Here is an 18396-nt window from a genome sequence, read left to right as displayed (position 1 = left end):
GCCCGCTTACTGGCTGCCCCAGACGTAGTAGCCAACACCCTCGAAATTGAACTGCGGATAGGTCGCCACGACAAAGTCGCGCTCGGACGGGTTGGTCGTGTAGAAGTGCGCGCCAGTGAGCGTATTGTAGAAACGGTACATCGGGACCGAGCCCTCGCCTTGGGCCTGGCGTGCATACCAGGCAGTGCCTTCCACGCTGAACTGCGGGTAGTTCGCAATCACGAAGGCGCGCTCGTCGGCATTGATCGTGTAGAAGTGCGAGCCCGAGTTGTTGTTGTAGAAGCGGTAGACCGCATTGGGCGCTGCAGCCGTTTGCGTGGACGCATAAAAGCCAATATTTTCATACTGGTAGTTCGGGTTGCCCTGGATCACCGCATCGCGCTCCTGCGCGCTGGCCGTAAAGAAGTGTGTGCCGTTTTGCGTGTTGTAGAAGCGGTAGACCGGCATGCGGCCTGCGACCGGGGTTTGCGTGCCGCCCGCATCCACCAGCCATTTGCGCAGAGCCGGCATCACGCTGTTCAAGCTGGGGTAGAAGCTGTAGGCGCCGCCCGCGTTGGCGCGGCAGCTGGCTTCCGAAGCGCCGGTCAACACACCGGTGACGGCGCCGTTGTTGAACAGCGGGGAGCCACTGCTGCCCGGCTGGGTCAGGCCCAGGGTCCATTGCACATAGTAGTAGTTGCCGCTGCTGGGGGCCGAGGTGCAGAACACACTCTTGCTGTCCAGGCTGCAGTCATAGCGCGAGGACATGGTGCCAAAGCTGATCTTTTGCAGGCCGCCATCGGGGTGGTGCACGCCCGCCACGCTGGTGCTGTTGGGCACGATGCTGCTGTCCCAGCCCAGGAACACGGCACCCGCTGGCGGCGTGTCGTTGAGCTTGAGCAGGGTGACATCGGGGTTGGCACTGCTGTAGAGCAGTTGGGCGCCATTGCGCAGATTCACGCTGCTGGGCGAGAGGCTGTTGCTGGAGCAGCGCGTGGACGTGTAGAACCAGTCGGTCTCCAGTGCCGAAGCCAGCGTCTGGGTCGACATGCAGTGGGCGGCGGTCAGAAAGTACGGTGTTCTGGAGCCCTGGGCATCGTTGAGCAGGCTGCCGGTGCACAGACCATAGTAGTAGCTGCCATCGGCCATGCGCTCGGTCACATAGGCCATGCGTGCCACGCCTTTGCGCTCGGTTTCGAGCTGGCTGAAACAGTTCACATCCAGGTGGCATTCGACCGGGTTGCCCAGCGGCATGGCCTTGGCATCCTCCTGCGCTGCATCCGATTCTTCCGTACCGAGTGGCAGCGACAGGTTTTCATAGATGTGCATCACTTGCGGCAGTGACACCTTGAGCTGCTCAGGCGCCGTGCCTGGAGGCAGCTCGATCTCCAAGCTCACCTGCTCGCCAGAACTGCTGGGCGTCCACCAGGTACGGCCCGCTTCGCTGTGGTCGCCGGCATCGCGATTGGCCTGCAGCGTCTGCATCACGCGCTGGCCGGCAATCTCGAACACCGCTGCGGGCTGGTGGTCGGTATAGAGGCGCAGCATCGCGCTGCCAGGCAGCTGCTCCACCACCAGGCCCAAACGCAGGCCTTGGGCACCACCCGAGCGCACACTCAAGGCCGCCACGGTGCCGCCCTTGGCCGAGGGCTGCCATTGCAGCAACTGCGCCGTTTGCGCAGCGGACTGGGCTTGCTGCACCGCGCGCGAGGCGCCAATGATGTGCACGGGCATCTCGGGGGCCGACTTCAGGCCCGTCCACTCGCCCAGGTCGATGGCGACCGGCTGGATGGCCAGGCCCGCTTCCATGCTCTTGGTACGGACAAACTCAAACGGCACGCCAGCGGGCTGCTCCAGCGCCGGCACCTTGAAGACCTGCTCCGCCTGGCCTGCTGGCACCGCCGCGCCAGCCGCTGCTGCGATACCCGCCATCGCGCCCCAGGTGACCAGACTGGCCACCCCGATTTTTGCCATCCACCCCATGCCTGTACCCCTTCTTGGCCTTCAATTCAAAACGAAGCATTCTAAGATTTATTTTATAAATCGCTGGTGGAGCTTCTGTGTCAATCCTTGCAAGGAGCGCATCTGTGGACAAACCGCATCAATGCCCCGCCGACTTCGAGAACAGATTGATCACCAGCACCCCGGCAATGATCAGGCCCATGCCGGCCATCGCCCCGGCATCGAGCTTTTGCCCATGCAAGGCCCAGGCGATCAGCGAGATCGCCACAATCCCCACGCCCGACCAGATCGCATAGGCGATGCCGGTGGGTATGGTTTTCAAGGTCTGCGCCAGCAGGTAGAACGACAGCACATAGCCCAGGCCGCAAATCAGGCTGGGCACCAGCCGGGTAAAGCCCTCGGACGACTTCATCGCCGTGGTGGCCATCACTTCCAGCGCAATCGCGCCACCCAGGTACACATAGGCATTCATCACCATTCCTTTTTGTTTGGCAGCTGTGTGTCAAAGCTCCACAGCTGCAGGTATTTGCATCCAAGGCAGATAACCCACCTGCCCCGTAAAAATAACAAAGGCCCCGGCTGGGCGCCAGGGCCTTATCGCAGGGGCGGACGCTTGCCAACGGCAGGGAGCCCAGCCCACATCCGGATCACCTCAACCGGTGTTGCGCAGCGCCGCTGCAATGCCGTTAATGGAGATATGGATACCAGTCTTGACCCGTTCATTGTCCTCGCCATTGCGCCAGCGTCGGATCAGCTCCACCTGCAGATGGTGCAAGGGATCGATATAAGGGAAGCGGTGGCGGATCGAGCGCTCCAGCGCCGGGTTGTTGGCCAGGCGATTGGCCTCGCCGGTGATCAGCGCCAGCGCCTCGGCCGTGCTCTTCCATTCGGCCTCAATCGCCTGGAACACGCGTTTGCGCAAACGGGTGTCTGCCACCAGCTCGCTGTAACGCAATGCCAGCGCCATATCGCTCTTGGCCAGCACCATGTCCATGTTGGACAGCAAGGTGCGGAAAAACGGCCACTGGCGGTACATCTTCTGCAGCAAGGCCCATTGCAGCTTGGCGGTCTTCCCCTCTTGCCCGACAAAGGCCTGCACAGCCGAGCCAAAGCCGTACCAGCCTGGCAAGGTCAGGCGGCACTGGCCCCAGCTGAAGCCCCAGGGAATGGCGCGCAAATCCTCAATGCGCTGGCTGGCCTTGCGCGACGCGGGGCGCGAGCCGATATTGAGCTCGGCAATCTCGCGGATCGGGGTGGAGCTGAAGAAATAGCTCTCAAAGCCCTTGGTGCCGTAGACCAGGTCGCGGTAGGCGGACATGCTGGCAGCAGACAGGTCAGCGGCGGCATCCAAAAACGCCTGGCTGGCGGGCTTGGTGGGCTGCAGCAAGGTCGCTTCCAAGGTGGCAGCCACAAGCGTTTCCAGGTTGCGCCGGCCGATCTCGGGGTTGGCGTACTTGGAGGCGATCACCTCGCCCTGCTCGGTCAGGCGAATCTGGCCGCGCACGGTGCCCGGCGGCTGGGCCAGAATCGCCTGGTAGCTCGGGCCGCCGCCCCGCCCCACGGTACCGCCCCGGCCATGGAAAAGCCGCAGCTGCACGGGGTTGGGCTGGCTCAGCTCGTCAAACAGCGCGACGAGCGCCAGCTCGGCCTGGTACAGCTCCCAGTTGCTGGTGAAGATGCCGCCATCCTTGTTGCTGTCGCTGTAGCCCAGCATGATGTCCTGCTCGGCGCCGCTGCGCTGGATCAGCGCGGCAATATGGGGCAGCGCGTAGTACTCGCGCATGATGGTGGCCGCGTGGCGCAGGTCATCGATGGTCTCGAACAGCGGGCTCACGATCAAGGTTGCGCGCGACTGGCCGTCGTTGATGCGGCCGCTGAGCAGGCCCACCTCTTTTTGCAGCAGCAGCACTTCGAGCAGGTCGCTGACCGATTCGGTGTGGCTGATGATGTAGTGGCGGATGGCATCCTGGCCATAGAGCTGCACCGACAGCCGCGCGCGCTCGAAAATTGCCATCTCGCTTTGGCAGCGCTCGCTGTAGCTGGCGCCCACCACGCGCAAGGGGCGCGCATCGCACAGCAATTGCAGCAGCAGCTCGCGCTTGGCCGCCTCGCTCAGCTGGCTGTAGTCGGCCTGCAGGCCGGCGGTGGCCAGCAGCTCGCTGATCACAGCCTCATGCTGGTCCGAGCTTTGGCGCAGATCGACGGTGGCCAGATGGAAGCCAAACACCTGCACGGCACGGATCAGCGGTGACAGGCGCTGCTCGACCAGCGCGCGGCCATGGTTGTCGCGCAGCGAATCCTCAATGACACGCAGATCGGCCAGAAACTCGTCACTGGTGGCATAGGGATTCTGCGGCGCCACCGCATGGCGGGCCGCTTCGCCGCCGCTCAGGTTCTTCAAGGTCGCGGCCAGGCGCGCATACACACCAATCAGCGCGCGGCGGTAGGGCTCGTCTTCGCGGTGCTGGCTGGTATCGGGCGAGCGCGCGGCCAGCGCCTGCAAGGCGGCGGTGTTGCCGGCCAGGCGCTGGGACATCGACAGCTCCCCCCCCAGGTAGTGCACCTCGGTCAGGTAGTGGCGCAGCACCAGGTCGGACTGGCGGCGCAGCGCTTCTTGCAGGCTCTTGGCGGTGACATTGGGGTTGCCGTCGCGGTCGCCGCCAATCCACTGACCCATGCGCAAAAAGGTGGCCAGGTCACGCTCGCCCAGCTCGCGCTCGAGCGCAGCGTAGAGCTTGGGGATCTCGGTCAGGAACGTGGCCTGGTAGTAGCTCAGCGCGTTGTCGATCTCGTCCTCGACCGTCAGCTTGGAGTAGCGCAGCAGGCGCGTCTGCCACAGCTGGGTGACCTGGGCACTGAGCTGCAGCTCGTTGTCGGCCAGCTGGCGCGGGGTCAGCGTGTCCTTGCTGCTGTTGAAGAGCTGGGCGCGCTGGGCGATATCGTCGCGCGCCACCAGCAAGGTGGCAATCGCACGCTCAGCATCCAGAATGCTCTTGCGCTGCACCTCGGTGGGGTGGGCCGTGAGCACCGGCGAGATCAGGCTGTGCGCCAGCGTCTGCGAGACGGCCTTGACGGGGATGCCGGCCCAGCGCAGGCGCGCCAGCGCCACCTCGATGCTGCCCTCCTGGGTGTTGCCTGCGCGCTCATGGATCTCGCGGCGGCGGATATGGTGGCGGTCTTCGGCCAGGTTGGCCAGGTGCGAGAAATAGGTGAAGGCGCGGATCACGCTCACCGTCTGGTCGCCCGAGAGGCCCTTGAGCAGCGACTTGAGCGATTTCTCTGCATCCTGGTCGTCATTGCGGCGGTAGGCTACCGACAGCTGGCGCACCTGTTCGATCAGATCGAACGCGGCCTGGCCCTCCTGCTCGCGAATCACATCGCCCAGAATCCGGCCCAGAAGCCGGATGTCATCCATCAAAGGCTGGTCCTTGTCCGCGCGCCGCGTCACGGCCTGGGTGGCGGCAGGGCTGCTCGCCTTCGGTTTGCGCGCAGGGGTCTTGGCGACTGCAGGGTTGTCTTTTTTGCTGGCAGTGGTCATGGGCGAAGGGCAAAGTAGCAAAGGGGCTGAACGATTGATGCCGCTCAAAGTCGCACTGCGCCAAGAGCGGCGCTGCACATGCTAGCATCAGCCGCCTGTTGTGAACCGCTTGTTGACCACGTAAGGTGTCCGGCCGCCAATAAAGAGGTGACCGGGCCTGGCGTGCTCCCCCATCCCATGAGCTCCTTGTCCCTGACCATCGCCACCCGCGAAAGCCAGCTTGCCCTGTGGCAGGCTGAACATGTGCAACATATCCTGCAGCGCCTGGGCCACCAGGTCAGCCTGTTGGGGATGACCACCTTGGGCGACCAGATTCTGGACCGCACGCTGTCCAAGGTGGGCGGCAAGGGCCTGTTTGTCAAAGAGCTGGAAACCGCGCTGGAGACGGGCCGCGCCGACCTGGCCGTGCACTCGCTCAAGGATGTGCCGATGGAGCTGCCACCGGGTTTTGCGCTGGCAGCCGTGCTCGAACGCGAGGACCCGCGCGATGCCTGGGTCTCCAACCACTACGCCAGTCTGCAGGATCTGCCCCAAGGCGCCGTGGTCGGCACCTCCAGCCTGCGCCGCCAGGTGTTGCTGCAGGCCTTGCGTCCCGATCTGGATATCCAGCCGCTGCGCGGCAATGTCAACACCCGCTTGCGCAAGCTCGACGAAGGCCAGTACGACGGCATTGTGCTGGCCGCTGCCGGCCTCAAGCGCCTGGCGCTGGATGCACGCATCCGCCATGCTTTTGCCACCGACACCATGCTGCCCGCGGCCGGCCAGGGCGCGCTGGGCATTGAGGTGCGCAGCGACCGCCAGGACCTGCTGGCCCTGTTTGCCGGCCTGGCCGATCCGCGCACCTGGCAGACCGTGACGGCCGAGCGCGCCGTCAGCCGCTGCATGGGCGGCAGCTGCTCGATGCCGCTGGCCGCGCACGGTGAATGGCAGGACGGCCAGCTGTGGCTGCGCGCCGCCTGGGGCGACGAAGCCAACCCGAACGCGCCCCTGGTGTCTGCGCAGGCCCGCGCGGCCGTCACCGACCTGGCCAGCGCCGATGCACTGGGCCAGCAGGTGGCATCGCTGCTGCAGCAAGCGGGCGCGCAGGTGCGCCGCTAAGCACCCGGCCGCCGTCCGCCATGGCCCCGTCACACCACCGCACCATCATCACCCGCCCGCAACCCGAGGCGGACGACTGGGTCGCCCAGTTGCGGCAGCGGGGGTTGCGGGCCGATGCGCTGCCACTGATCGATATTGTTCCAGCCGACAGCCCCGCCCACCACACGGCGCGAATGCATGCGCGCCAGCATTGGCAGCACTATGGCGCGTTGATGCTGGTGAGCACCAATGCGGCCCGTTTTTTTCTGGACCCGGCCCTGGTGCAGGCGCTGGCCCAGCAGCAGCGCAAGGCGCCCCATACCCGGCTGTGGTGCCCGGGCCCAGGCACGGCCCGCGCGGCACAGGCCTTGGGCGTGCCCATTGATTTGATCGACCAACCCGCCACCGATGCCCCGCAGTTCGACTCCGAATCGCTGTGGACCGAGGTCGGCGCCCAGGCCGCAGCGATGGCAGCATCGGGCCAGCGCGTGCTGGTGGTGCGCGGCGCCAGCGCGGGCAGCGCGATCGACCAGTTGGTGAGCGGCTCAGGCCGCGAATGGCTGGCGCGCCAGTTGCAAGCGGCTGGTGTGGGCGTAGATTTTGTCGGTGTCTACGAGCGCCGCGCGCCCGCTTGGACGCCAGCGCAACTGGCATTGGCAACGCAGGCGCTGACCGATGGCAGCATCTGGCTGTTCAGCAGCTCCGAGGCGGTGATGCATTTAAGCAACAGATTCAGCGCCGACGCATTGGCGCCTGCCCAGGCGCTCAGCACCCATGCACGCATCGCGCAAGCGACCCGAGCGGCAGGATTTGTCCACATTCAGCAGTGCAGGCCTTCGCTGGAAGACGTGGTGGCGTCGTTAGAATCTGCCCTATGACGCTGCCCGAGCACGCACCGAACCCCACGCCTCCCCACCCGGCCACCTCCTCCCACCAGGCCCACCCTGCGGGCGGCCGCATGCCGCAAGCCTGGGTCTGGACGTCAGTGGCTCTGGGCGTTGCCGCCACCATTGCCATCATCAGCGCGGCCATGCTCTGGCAGCGGCTCAACAACATCCAGCAGCAGCTGGCGCTGCAAAGCGCCGACTCGCGCAGCCAAGCGGTGGAAGCGCGCACCCTCGCCCGCCAGGCCGAAGATGTCTCGCGCGATACCGCCTCGCGCATGTCGGTAATGGAAGCGCGCGTGGGCGAAGTTGCGCTGCAGCGCGGCCAGCTCGAAGAGCTGGTGCAAAGCCTCTCACGCAACCGCGATGACACCATGGTCGGCGATATCGAAAGCGCCGTGCGCTTTGCGATGCAGCAAAGCCAGCTGAGCGGCAGCCCCGACCCGCTCGTCAGCGCCCTCAAGATCGCCCAGCAGCGCGTGACCGTCTCGGCCCAGCCGCGCCTGGCCCCGCTGCAACGCGCCATTGCCCGCGACCTGGACCGCATCGCCGCGAGCAAATCGCTGGACACCGCCGGCCTGCTGGCCCGCATGGATGACCTGCTGCGCCAGATCGATGATCTGCCGCTGCAAAACGATGTGCTCGACAAAAACGCCCGCCGCACGGCGCCCGCCCGCAACCGGGGCAACCCATCGGCTACCCCCGCTGCAGCCAGTACCCCAGCCGAAGCTGCAACGTACGACAGTGCCAGCCCCAGCTGGTGGCTGTCGGCGCTGTCCACCGCCTGGGGCGTGGTGCATGAGGAAGCCCGCAGCCTCGTGCGCGTACGCCGCATCGACTACCCCGATGCGGTGCTGCTCTCGCCCACACAGGCATTTTTTGTGCGCGAGAACCTCAAGCTGCGCATCCTGAACGCCCGCATGGCCTTGCTGGGCCGCCAGATGAATGCCTCGCGCAATGACCTGGCCGCTGCGGCTGACGCCGTGCACAAGTATTTCGATATCTCCTCGCGCCGAGGCCAGCAGGCCGCCCAGCAACTCAACCAGCTGCAGCAGGCCATGCAGGATGTGGAAGTGCCACGCGCCAATGACACCCTGGCCGCACTGGCCACGGCAGCGGCAGGACGGTAAGCGATGAGAGCCGCACTTTGGTTGATCGGTCTGTTTGCCGTGGCAGTGGCCGCCGCGCTGTTTGCCGGCAGCAACCAGGGCAGCGTGACCCTGCACTGGCCGCCCTACCGCATCGATTTCTCGCTGAACATGGTCGTCGTGCTGCTGCTGCTGGCCTTTGTGCTGGTCTACGGCGCGCTGCGCGGCGTCAGCGCCATGTTCGAGCTGCCGCGCCAGGCCAAGCGCTGGCGCATCCAGCAAAAAGAGCGCGCCATGCATGGCGCAGCGCTGGATGCCGTGACCCAGCTGCAAGCAGGCCGCTTCGTGCGCGCCCGCAAGGCTGCGCTGTCGGCACTGGCCCAGGAGCAGGCCTTGCAGGACAGTGGCGCCGCCATCCCCAACGGCCTGCAGCTGCGCGTGCTGGGCCATGTGCTGGCCGCTGAGAGCTCGCATGCGCTGCAGGACCAAACCCAGCGCGACCAGCACTGGGAGCTGGCGATGCAGGAAGCGGCCACCCCCCAGGCCAAAAACCAGCCCGAACTGGCCGAAGGCACCCAGCTGCGCGCGGCCCAATGGGCGCTCGATGACCACAATGCCCACAGCGCGATCGAGCAGCTCGCGCGCCTGCCCCAGGGGGCGGCGCGTCGCACCCTGGCGCTGCGCCTCAAGCTCAAGGCCGCGCGCCAGCTGCGCCAGGCTTTGACCGCGCTCGATACCGCCCGCCTGCTGGCCAAGCACCGCGCGTTTTCGGCCGCTGCGGCGCAAAGCATCATCAAGGGCCTGGCGACCGAGCTGATCAACGACGCCCACGACCCCGAGCAGCTGATGCAGGCCTGGCGCAACCTGGATGCGGCCGAGCGCAACCTGCCCGAAGTGGGCATCCACGCGGCGCGGCGCCTGCAGCAGCTGGGCGGCAACCCGCAGCAGATGCGCGAGTGGCTGCTGCCCGCCTGGGAGCGCTACACCACCAGCAACAACGGCCTGCCCAGCCTGCAGGCCGAACGCCTGGTGCGTGTGCTCGAAGACAGCATGGGTGCGCTCGACGCCAGCTGGCTGGCACGCATTGAGGCGGCCCAGCAGCGCCGCCCCCATGACCCCTACCTGCAGTACCTGGCCGGCTGCGCCTGCCTGCAGCGCCAGCTCTGGGGCAAGGCCCAGCAGTGGCTGCAGCAGGCGGCTCCTTCGCTGCAAGAGGAATCGCTGCGCCGCCGCGCCTGGCAGCACCTGGCACGGCAGGCCGAGTACCGGGGCGATGCCGCTGCGGCCGCCCATGCCTGGAAGCAGGCAGCCCTCGCCGGCGAGCAAGCCTGAGGCAGGACCGGTCAGGCCCCGTCGCGCCCTGTGTGGTGCGCCGCTGCCCCAGCAAGGTATACAAGGCGATACAAAGTCCCGGCCCCCCGCTGTTGTATGCGCGCCAGTGAGCAGCGCGGGTTTGCGCCTGCTCGGCATATGCTTATGTGCATTGGTTCTGGAACTCGCCAGCCGGCGATCGATCAATTCAATTAATTTGAACTTCGCCATCAATCGGGCTGAACTTCTACCGGTTGATCCGCTCCTACACTCGCTTCAAACAATACCGCTGGGCCTACCGCTGCAGCGTTTTTTATGGCTACCACGACGAATAACACCCGCTACACCGGCACGGCGATCGCACTGCACTGGATTTTGGCCCTGGCCCTGATTGGTATCTTTGCCTTTGGCCTGTACATGACCAGCCTGCCTTTCTCCCCTACGCGCCTCAAGTACTTCAACTGGCACAAATGGGCCGGTATGACGATCTTGATTTTGTCGGCCGTGCGTATCCTGTGGCGCTTCACCCACCGCCCACCGGCGCTGCCCGAGGCCACCGCCCGCGCAATGCCCGCCTGGCAGCATGTGGCCCACCACGGCGTGCACCACCTGATGTATGCACTGTTCTTTGCGGTGCCGCTGGTGGGCTGGATCTACAGCTCGGCATCGGGCTTTCCCATCGTTCTGTTTGGCGTGGTGCCGCTGCCCGATCTGGTGAGCAAGAGCCCGGAGCTCGCAGAAGCCCTCAAGCCCTGGCATGCCTACCTTGCCTATACGCTGGCAGCCTTGGTGGTGATGCATGTGGCCGCGCTGCTCAAGCACCAGCTGATCGACCGCGATGGTCTGCTCTCGCGCATGCTGCCCGGCCGCGCCTCCTGATTTGTACCGTTTTCCTAGCGTTTTTTTACTGGAGTCTGATCTGATGTCCAAGCTCTCCCCCACCGCCCTGTTCGCTGCCGCCGTGACCGCAGCTGCCTTTGCCACCCCCGTGATGGCCCAGCAAGCGCTGGTGCCCGCGCAAAGCGCCGTCAACTTCGAAGCCAAGCAGATGGGCGTGCCGATCAAGGGCCACTTCCAGAAGTTCGATGCCAAGATCGCTTTCGACACGGTCAAGCCCGAAGCCAGCAAGATCCATTTCTCGGTCGATACCGGCAGCGCCACGATGGGCGTCAAGGAAACCGATGCTGAGCTGCCCAAGGCCGAATGGTTCAACGTCGCCAAGTTCCCGCAAGCCACTTTTGACTCCACCGCCGTCAAGGCGCTGGGCGGCGGCAAGTACCAGGTCGATGGCACCTTGACGATCAAGGGCAATGTCCAGAAGGTCAGCCTGCCCGTCACCTTGACCCAGTCGGGCACGACCACCACCGCAGCGGGCACCCTGCCCTTGAAGCGCCTGACCTACGCCATCGGTGATGGCGATTGGAAAGACACCTCGATGGTGGCCGACGAAGTGCTGGTGCAGTTCAAGCTGGCCCTGACCGGCGTGGGCAAGATCTAAGCTGTTGTTCCCTTTTCTCTCAACCTTTTTTAGGAGATTCCTGATGCGCACTTCCCTGTTGGCCCTGGCCGCTGCTTCCCTGTTCGCCGGTGCCGTGCACGCGGCGCCAGCCACCTACGCGATCGACCCGACGCACACCTTTGCGACCTTCGAGATCGACCACAACGGCGCCAGCACCAACCGTGCACGCTTTGACAAAAAAGAAGGCACATTGACGCTGGACCGCGCGGGCAAGACCGGCTCGGTCGATATCAGCATCGACACCTCCTCGGTCAACTCCGGCACGCCCGCTTTTGACAAGCACCTGCAAAGCAAGGACATCTTCAACGTGGCCGAGCACCCCAAGGCACGATTTCAGTCGACCAAGTTCGTGTTTGACGGCGACAAGCTCAGCGCCGTCGAAGGTAACCTGACCTTGCTGGGCAAGACCCAGCCCATCACCTTCAAGGCCAGCAAGTTCAACTGCTACCCCAACAAGATGCTGCAGGATCGCGAAGTCTGCGGTGGCGATTTCGAAACCACCTTTGACCGCACCGCCTTCGGCCTGGACTATGGTGTGAACTATGGCGCTGCCAAGAACGTGCGCCTGGTCGTGCAGATCGAAGCTGTGAAGCAGTAATCCAGCCGATACCCACGCTGAAATCCTCCGCACAGGAGCACAGACTGCCAGTGGCCGATTGACGGCCCCTGGCAGTTTTTTTATGGCCATCGCCCAGGGCGAGGCCGCCGCCAACGGCGGCACAAGCCCACGCGGGCCGGTCATGGCCGCAGGCGGGCTAAAATCAGCCTATTCATTCCAAGCTATCCAACGGCATCTCGATCTGTGGTGCCGTTTTCCATTGATCACACCATGAGCGACACCAACAGCCAACCGATCTCCCAACCAGGTCTCGATAGCCTGTCCAAGTCTTTTGAGCCTGCGGCCATCGAGGCCCATTGGGGCCCGGAATGGGAAAAGCGCGGCTACGGCAACGCCGGCTATCGCGGCACCGGTGCGCCCAATGCGGAATCGGTCGCGGCGCAGCACAACTTCTCCATCCAGCTGCCACCCCCCAATGTGACCGGCACGCTGCACATGGGCCATGCGTTCAACCAGACGATCATGGACTCGCTCACCCGCTACCACCGCATGAAGGGCTACAACACAGCCTGGATTCCGGGCACCGACCATGCCGGCATCGCCACCCAGATCGTCGTGGAGCGCCAGCTGCAGGCCGCCGGCCAAAGCCGCTATGACCTGGGCCGCGAGAACTTTGTCGCCAAGGTCTGGGAGTGGAAGGAGCAGTCGGGCAACACCATCACTACGCAGATGCGCCGCATGGGCGATACCGTGGACTGGAGCCGCGAGTACTTCACGATGGACGACAAGCTCTCCAAAGTGGTGACCGAGACCTTCGTCAAGCTCTACCAGCAAGGCCTGATCTACCGCGGCAAGCGCCTGGTCAACTGGGACCCGGTGCTGCAATCGGCCGTGTCCGACCTGGAAGTGGAAAACCAGGAAAAGGACGGGTCGCTCTGGCACATTGCCTACCCGCTGACCAGTGGCGAAGGCCAGCTGGTGGTGGCCACCACCCGCCCCGAAACCATGCTGGGCGACGTGGCCGTGATGGTCCACCCCGAAGACACGCGCTACCAGCACCTGATCGGCCAGACCGTGACCCTGCCGCTGGTGGGCCGCCAGATCCCGATCATTGCCGACGACTATGTGGACCGCGAATTCGGCACCGGCGTGGTCAAGGTCACGCCCGCGCACGACCAGAACGACTACCAGGTCGGCCAGCGCCACAAGCTGCCGATGATCGTGGTGCTGACCCTGGAGGCCAAGATCAACGACGAGGCGCCCGAGAAATACCGCGGCATGGACCGCTTTGTCGCGCGCAAGGCCATCGTGGCCGACCTCGAAGCCCAGGGGCTGCTGGTCGAGACCAAGAAGCACAAGCTGATGGTGCCCATCTGCGACCGTACCGGCCAGGTGATCGAGCCCATGCTGACCGACCAGTGGTTCATCGCGATGAGCAAGGTCAGTGACCAGGACCCGACCGGCAAGAGCATTGCGCAAAAGGCCATCGACGCCGTGGCCTCGGGCCAGGTGCAGTTTGTGCCCGAGAACTGGGTCAACACCTACAACCAGTGGATGAACAACATCCAGGACTGGTGCATTTCGCGCCAGCTGTGGTGGGGCCACCAGATTCCGGCTTGGTACGACGAAGAAGGCAACATCTACGTCGCCAAGAACGAGGCCGAAGCCCAGGCACAGGCGCCCGGCAAGGTGCTGCGCCGCGACGCCGATGTGCTCGACACCTGGTACTCCTCGGCGATGGTGCCCTTCAGCACCATGGGCTGGCCCGAGCAGGGCGACGCCGCCGATGACGACTTCAACCTCTACCTGCCCTCGTCGGTGCTGGTGACCGGCTACGACATCATCTTCTTCTGGGTCGCCCGGATGATCATGATGACCACGCACTTCACCGGGCGCGTGCCGTTCAAGCATGTCTACATCCACGGCCTGGTGCGCGATGCGCAGGGCAAGAAGATGTCCAAGTCCGAAGGCAATGTGCTCGACCCCGTCGACCTGATCGATGGCATTGCACTGGAGCCGCTGCTGGACAAGCGCACCGTGGGCCTGCGCAAGCCGGAGACGGCGCCCCAGGTGCGCAAGAACACGCAAAAGGAGTTCCCCGAAGGCATTCCCGCCTATGGCGCCGATGCGCTGCGCTTTACCTTTGCAGCGCTCGCGTCGCTGGGCCGTTCGATCAACTTCGACAGCAAGCGCTGCGAAGGCTACCGCAACTTCTGCAACAAGCTGTGGAACGCCTCGCGCTTTGTGCTGATGAACTGCGAAGGCCATGACTGCGGTCTGCTGGAACACAGCAAGGACCAGTGCGCCACGGGCGACTACCTGCAGTTCAGCCAGCCCGACCGCTGGATCGTCTCGCAGCTGCAAAAGGTCGAGGCCGAGGTGGCCAAGGGCTTTGCCGAGTTCCGCCTGGACAACGTCGCCAACACCCTCTATGACTTTGTCTGGAATGAGTTCTGCGACTGGTACCTGGAAATCGCCAAGGTGCAGATCCAGACCGGCAACGAAGCCCAGCAGCGCGGCACCCGCCGCACGCTGATCCGCACGCTGGAAACCATTCTGCGCCTGGCCCATCCGATCATCCCGTTCGTGACCGAAGCGCTGTGGCAGAAGGTGGCACCCGTGGCCGGACGCGAAGGCGCATCGATTGCGATTGCCGCCTACCCGCAAGCCCAACCCGAGAAGATCGACAACGCAGCGATTGCCTATGTCGAGCGTATCAAGCAGATGGTGGATGCCTGCCGTGCGCTGCGCGGAGAAATGGCCGTGTCGCCCGCGCAGCGCCTGCCGCTGCTGACGGTGGCCGGCTCTGCCGAGGGCGCCGCCTTCCTGCGCGCCAACGCCGATGTGCTCAAGAACCTGGCCAAGCTGAGCGAGGTCAAGGTGTTTGACGACGAAGCGGCCTGGGCGGCCGAAGCCCAGCATGCCCCCGTGTCGGTGGTGGGCGATGCGCGCATGGCGCTGTTTGTCGAAGTGGATGTGGAGGCCGAGAAGCTGCGCCTGGGCAAGGAGATCAAGCGCCTCGAAGGCGAGATCACCAAGGCCAACGCCAAGCTGTCCAACGAGGCTTTCTGCGCCAAGGCCCCCGCTGCCGTGCTGGACCAGGAGAAAAAGCGCGTGGCGGACTTTGGTGCCTCGCTCAGCAAGCTGCAAGAGCAGCTCCAGCGCCTGGGTTGAATCGGCCGGGGCCGTGCAAAAATCAGCACATAATGCCCCTTGGCCCTGCACACAAAGGCGCAGCTTGCTGCGCCTTTGTCACATCCAAGTCCTAGCACCCGAGTATTTATGACTACACCGACCCGTGTCCGCAAAGCCGTTTTCCCAGTCGCTGGCCTGGGCACCCGCTTTTTGCCTGCCACCAAGGCATCGCCCAAGGAAATGCTGCCCGTCGTGGACAAGCCCCTGATCCAGTACGCGGTGGAAGAGGCCTACGAGGCCGGTATCCGGGACATGATCTTTGTCACTGGCCGCAGCAAGCGTGCGATCGAAGACCACTTCGACACCGCCTATGAGCTGGAAAACGAGCTGGAAAACGCCGGCAAGCAGGCCATGCTGGACCTGGTGCGCAGCGTCAGCCCCGATGACATGAATTGCCTGTTTGTACGCCAGCCCCGCTCGCTGGGCCTGGGCCACGCGGTGCTCTGCGCCGAGCCACTGGTGGGCAATGAGCCCTTTGCCGTGCTGCTGGCCGACGACCTGATGACCGGCGCGCCAGGCGGCCCGGGCGTGATGGCGCAGATGACGGCCGCCTTTTCCAAACAAGGCCGCTCGCTGCTGGCGGTGCAGGAAGTGCCGCTGGAACACACCAAGCGCTACGGCATCGTCAAGGGCGAGCCCGCAGGCGGCCCGCTGATGCGCATTGACGAGATCGTCGAAAAGCCCGCCCCGGAAAAAGCCCCCTCGCGCATGGGTGTGGCCGGCCGCTATGTGCTCACCCCCGGCATTTTTGACGAGATCCGCAACCAGCCCAAGGGCGTGGGCGGCGAGATCCAGCTGACCGATGCGATCGAGCGCCTGATGCACAGCGAAACCGTGTATGCCTACCGCTACAGCGGCAAGCGCTATGACTGCGGCAGCAAGGAAGGCTTTTTGCAGGCCACCGTGGAGCTGGCGCTGCAGCATCCCGACGTGGGCGATGATTTCCGCGCCTTTTTGAAGAACCTGCAGATCTGACCGGCGCTCCACCTCTTCAAAACAAAGGCCTGCAGATGCAGGCCTTTGGTGTTTCAGCAGCGTGGGGAGCGCCTAGCGGCGGCGCAGAATATGGATGAACTCCTCACCCACGGTCTGCTGCTCCACCAGCTCATTGCCGGTCTGCTTGGCAAAGGCCTGGAAATCCCGGATCGAGCCGGTATCCGTCGCCACCACCTTGAGCAGCTGGCCGCTTTGCATGGTGGCCAAGGCCTTCTTGGCCTTCAAAATCGGCAGCGGGCAGTTCAGTCCGCGCGTATCCACTTCCTGGTCAATATCCATCGTGTTCATTCGTTATCGATAACCCACCCTGCTCAGTCCAAACGGGGAGCGACCACAAAGCGCGCGTCCTCTTCCCAATAATTGACTGGCCATTTGGCGGGATCGGGGTTCGGATTCGGGTTGTTGGGGCGGAACGCTCCAAAGCGCACCGGCTCGCCCTTGCTCTTGACCCACTCGGCCATCGCATAACCCGTGCCGGAGGGCCAGCACAGCACTTCCTGCGCAGTCTGCCACTGGTACTCCACCAGCTCGGGCGACAGGCGCACGTCCTCGGGCCGGCCCGCCACGCGCACATGGTAGGCGATAAGCACCTGGTTCATGCGCAAAAACTCCCAGCAGCCAATCAGGCGCAGGGCCTGGGTCTGCAGGCCCGTCTCTTCGAGCACCTCGCGGGCAATGCCGGCCTCGGGCGATTCGCCAGCCTCCATGAAGCCGGTGATCAGGCCAAACATGCCCGGCTGCCACAGCGCATTGCGCGCCAGCAGCACCTGGCCCAGGTCGTTCTCGACGACAGCGGCCAGCACAGGCGTGGGGTTGCCCCAGTGCGTCCAGCCGCAGGCCGGGCAGCGCAGTCGGCTCACCTCGCCGCTGTCCTCGGCCATCACCTTCCATTGCAGCGCCGTGGCGCAGTTCACACAAAATTTCGTATCGTATTGCATAGGGCTTTCATGCCGGCAACCGAGCGCTCATCGCTCGGCGCGCGTGCTCAGGCGGGAAACACGCCGGTGGACAGATAGCGGTCCCCCCGGTCGCAGACGACGAACACAATGGTAGCGTTGCGTTCGCGGCGCGCAATTTCCTGTGCGACATGGCAGGCGCCAGCAGCAGAGATGCCGGCAAAGATGCCTTCGTCACGGGCGAGGCTGCGGGCCATGTCCTCGGCATCGTTCTGGGTCACATAGACCATCTCGTCGACCGCGCTCGGATCATAGATCTTGGGCAGGTACTCTTCGGGCCACTTGCGGATGCCGGGGATGCGCGAGCCCTCGGTGGGCTGGGCGCCGATGATGCGCACGGCCGGGTTCTTTTCCTTCAGGTAGCGCGAGACGCCGGTGATGGTGCCGGTCGTGCCCATCGCACTGACAAAGTGGGTGATCTGGCCGCCAGTCTGCTCCCAGATCTCGGGGCCGGTGGTCTCATAATGGGCGCGCGGATTGTCCGGGTTGGCAAACTGGTCCAGCACAATGCCCTTGCCTTCGGCGACCATCTTGTCGGCCAGGTCGCGGGCATATTCCATGCCGCCGCTCTTGGGCGTGAGGATCAGCTGCGCGCCATAGGCCTTCATCGTCTGCGCGCGCTCGATGGACAGGTCCTCGGGCATGATCAGCACCATGCGGTAGCCTTTGATGGCTGCAGCCATTGCCAGCGCAATACCGGTGTTGCCCGAGGTCGCCTCGATCAAGGTGTCACCGGGCTTGATCTCGCCGCGCTCCTGCGCGCGCTGGATCATCGACACCGCTGGGCGGTCCTTGACCGAGCCAGCTGGGTTGTTGCCCTCGAGCTTGCCCAGCACCACATTGCCATGGGCTTCGTTGTAGTTGGCACCGATGCGCTGCAGGGTCACCAAAGGGGTCTTGCCAATCGCATCCTCAATCGTTGGGTATTTTTTGGAGCTCATTATTTGTGCCATAATTGCGAGCTGCGATACCGACACAGCCCGGGTGGTGAAATTGGTAGACGCAGGGGACTCAAAATCCCCCGCCGCAAGGCGTGCCGGTTCGATTCCGGCCCCGGGCACCACATTCAAAGCCGTTAAGTTTAAACAACTTAGCGGCTTTTTCTTTGTCTGGTGCGGGGTGCTGCATGTCTAGGCGTTCGCGGTTGAAACCGATTGCGTTTGTTTAAAAACGATAGCAGCCGACATTCTAACCAGAGGGCAAGCCCCTTGTTGGGTTGGTGTTGGGGGGCTTGGCATCCATCTGATTGAAGCACCGATCCATATCGCAGACGCCTCCAGGCTATCACCATCAGTACACCCTGCAGCTAAAAGAATTGCTGTGTGCATCCGT

Annotated in this window: 15 protein-coding genes and 1 tRNA gene; 10 read left to right on the top strand and 6 right to left on the bottom strand. The window is 64.3% G+C overall.

Features of this window, described 5'->3' with window-relative positions:
• Positions 1-6: 6 nt before the first annotated feature.
• The 3 genes from DCO45_RS11550 to ppc all read right to left on the bottom strand — a co-directional run bounded on the left by DCO45_RS11550 (position 7) and on the right by ppc (position 5356).
• A complete protein-coding gene (locus DCO45_RS11550; protein ID WP_116925960.1) occupies positions 7-1953 on the bottom strand; it encodes a trypsin-like peptidase domain-containing protein in 1947 nt (648 codons plus the stop codon).
• Positions 1954-2080: 127 nt separating this feature from the next.
• A complete protein-coding gene (locus DCO45_RS11545; protein ID WP_133248137.1) occupies positions 2081-2413 on the bottom strand; it encodes an SMR family transporter in 333 nt (110 codons plus the stop codon).
• 180 nt (positions 2414-2593) lie between these two features.
• Positions 2594-5356 (bottom strand): phosphoenolpyruvate carboxylase, encoded by a 2763-nt coding sequence (ppc, locus tag DCO45_RS11540; RefSeq protein WP_243419327.1) that lies wholly within the window; start codon positions 5354-5356, stop codon positions 2594-2596.
• A 300-nt stretch (positions 5357-5656) separates the two neighbouring features.
• Here ppc and hemC point away from each other — a divergent pair, with 300 nt between their 5' ends.
• The 9 genes from hemC (at position 5657) to galU (ending at position 16087) form a co-directional block, all read left to right on the top strand.
• A complete protein-coding gene (hemC, locus tag DCO45_RS11535; protein WP_116925958.1) occupies positions 5657-6577 on the top strand; it encodes a hydroxymethylbilane synthase in 921 nt (306 codons plus the stop codon).
• Between the two features lie 20 nt (positions 6578-6597).
• Entirely contained in the window at positions 6598-7434 is an 837-nt protein-coding gene (locus DCO45_RS11530) for a uroporphyrinogen-III synthase (RefSeq protein WP_116925957.1), read from the top strand.
• On the top strand, positions 7431-8570 hold the full coding sequence (locus tag DCO45_RS11525; protein ID WP_116925956.1) for a uroporphyrinogen-III C-methyltransferase: 1140 nt from the start codon (positions 7431-7433) through the stop codon (positions 8568-8570). The genes DCO45_RS11530 and DCO45_RS11525 overlap by 4 nt, the downstream gene beginning before the upstream one ends.
• Before the next feature lie 3 nt (positions 8571-8573).
• Positions 8574-9860 carry a heme biosynthesis HemY N-terminal domain-containing protein gene (locus tag DCO45_RS11520; protein WP_116925955.1) on the top strand — a complete coding sequence of 429 codons (1287 nt, stop codon included), beginning with the start codon at positions 8574-8576 and terminating at the stop codon, positions 9858-9860.
• Between the two features lie 294 nt (positions 9861-10154).
• Complete coding sequence (locus DCO45_RS11515; RefSeq protein ID WP_116925954.1) at positions 10155-10718, top strand: cytochrome b; 564 nt, start codon at positions 10155-10157, stop codon at positions 10716-10718.
• A 43-nt stretch (positions 10719-10761) separates the two neighbouring features.
• Positions 10762-11337: a YceI family protein gene (locus DCO45_RS11510; protein WP_116925953.1), complete on the top strand. Its 576-nt coding sequence runs from the start codon at positions 10762-10764 to the stop codon at positions 11335-11337.
• Between the two features lie 43 nt (positions 11338-11380).
• Positions 11381-11956, top strand: a complete 576-nt coding sequence (locus tag DCO45_RS11505; RefSeq protein ID WP_116925952.1) for a YceI family protein — start codon at positions 11381-11383, stop codon at positions 11954-11956.
• A 231-nt stretch (positions 11957-12187) separates the two neighbouring features.
• On the top strand, positions 12188-15091 hold the full coding sequence (locus DCO45_RS11500; protein WP_116925951.1) for a valine--tRNA ligase: 2904 nt from the start codon (positions 12188-12190) through the stop codon (positions 15089-15091).
• Between the two features lie 108 nt (positions 15092-15199).
• On the top strand, positions 15200-16087 hold the full coding sequence (gene galU, locus DCO45_RS11495; protein ID WP_116925950.1) for a UTP--glucose-1-phosphate uridylyltransferase GalU: 888 nt from the start codon (positions 15200-15202) through the stop codon (positions 16085-16087).
• Positions 16088-16159: 72 nt separating this feature from the next.
• Here galU and DCO45_RS11490 read toward each other — a convergent pair whose 3' ends face one another.
• The 3 genes from DCO45_RS11490 to cysM are packed head-to-tail and all read right to left on the bottom strand — an operon-like array spanning position 16160 to position 18005.
• Positions 16160-16387, bottom strand: coding sequence for a sulfurtransferase TusA family protein (locus DCO45_RS11490; protein WP_027010629.1), 228 nt, complete (start codon positions 16385-16387; stop codon positions 16160-16162).
• 32 nt (positions 16388-16419) lie between these two features.
• A complete protein-coding gene (locus DCO45_RS11485) occupies positions 16420-17046 on the bottom strand; it encodes an NUDIX hydrolase (RefSeq protein ID WP_116925949.1) in 627 nt (208 codons plus the stop codon).
• 47 nt (positions 17047-17093) lie between these two features.
• The gene (gene cysM, locus DCO45_RS11480; RefSeq protein ID WP_207788072.1) at positions 17094-18005 is read right to left on the bottom strand and encodes a cysteine synthase CysM; all 912 of its coding nucleotides are present in this window, start codon (positions 18003-18005) and stop codon (positions 17094-17096) included.
• 37 nt (positions 18006-18042) lie between these two features.
• On the opposite strand from cysM, the gene DCO45_RS11475 reads away from it, so the two are divergent.
• A tRNA-Leu gene (locus DCO45_RS11475) sits at positions 18043-18127 on the top strand.
• Positions 18128-18396: the final 269 nt, after the last annotated feature.

The sequence above is a fragment of the Comamonas sp. JNW genome (genome assembly GCF_003105075.1).
In the GTDB taxonomy this organism is placed as follows: Bacteria; Pseudomonadota; Gammaproteobacteria; order Burkholderiales; family Burkholderiaceae_C; genus Comamonas; species Comamonas squillarum.
Note: the sequence above shows the minus strand (reverse complement) of the source record. Positions and strands in the feature narration are given on the sequence as shown.

What these genes read in the sequence shown, in the direction of transcription:
- DCO45_RS11550 (WP_116925960.1), bottom strand. Translation starts at nt 1,953, where the DNA reads ATGGCAAAAATCGGGGTGGCCAGTCTGGTCACCTGGGGCGCGATGGCG.
- DCO45_RS11545 (WP_133248137.1), bottom strand. Translation starts at nt 2,413, where the DNA reads ATGAATGCCTATGTGTACCTGGGTGGCGCGATTGCGCTGGAAGTGATG.
- ppc (WP_243419327.1), bottom strand. Translation starts at nt 5,356, where the DNA reads ATGGATGACATCCGGCTTCTGGGCCGGATTCTGGGCGATGTGATTCGC.
- hemC (WP_116925958.1), top strand. Translation starts at nt 5,657, where the DNA reads ATGAGCTCCTTGTCCCTGACCATCGCCACCCGCGAAAGCCAGCTTGCC.
- DCO45_RS11530 (WP_116925957.1), top strand. Translation starts at nt 6,598, where the DNA reads ATGGCCCCGTCACACCACCGCACCATCATCACCCGCCCGCAACCCGAG.
- DCO45_RS11525 (WP_116925956.1), top strand. Translation starts at nt 7,431, where the DNA reads ATGACGCTGCCCGAGCACGCACCGAACCCCACGCCTCCCCACCCGGCC.
- DCO45_RS11520 (WP_116925955.1), top strand. Translation starts at nt 8,574, where the DNA reads ATGAGAGCCGCACTTTGGTTGATCGGTCTGTTTGCCGTGGCAGTGGCC.
- DCO45_RS11515 (WP_116925954.1), top strand. Translation starts at nt 10,155, where the DNA reads ATGGCTACCACGACGAATAACACCCGCTACACCGGCACGGCGATCGCA.
- DCO45_RS11510 (WP_116925953.1), top strand. Translation starts at nt 10,762, where the DNA reads ATGTCCAAGCTCTCCCCCACCGCCCTGTTCGCTGCCGCCGTGACCGCA.
- DCO45_RS11505 (WP_116925952.1), top strand. Translation starts at nt 11,381, where the DNA reads ATGCGCACTTCCCTGTTGGCCCTGGCCGCTGCTTCCCTGTTCGCCGGT.
- DCO45_RS11500 (WP_116925951.1), top strand. Translation starts at nt 12,188, where the DNA reads ATGAGCGACACCAACAGCCAACCGATCTCCCAACCAGGTCTCGATAGC.
- galU (WP_116925950.1), top strand. Translation starts at nt 15,200, where the DNA reads ATGACTACACCGACCCGTGTCCGCAAAGCCGTTTTCCCAGTCGCTGGC.
- DCO45_RS11490 (WP_027010629.1), bottom strand. Translation starts at nt 16,387, where the DNA reads ATGGATATTGACCAGGAAGTGGATACGCGCGGACTGAACTGCCCGCTG.
- DCO45_RS11485 (WP_116925949.1), bottom strand. Translation starts at nt 17,046, where the DNA reads ATGCAATACGATACGAAATTTTGTGTGAACTGCGCCACGGCGCTGCAA.
- cysM (WP_207788072.1), bottom strand. Translation starts at nt 18,005, where the DNA reads ATGAGCTCCAAAAAATACCCAACGATTGAGGATGCGATTGGCAAGACC.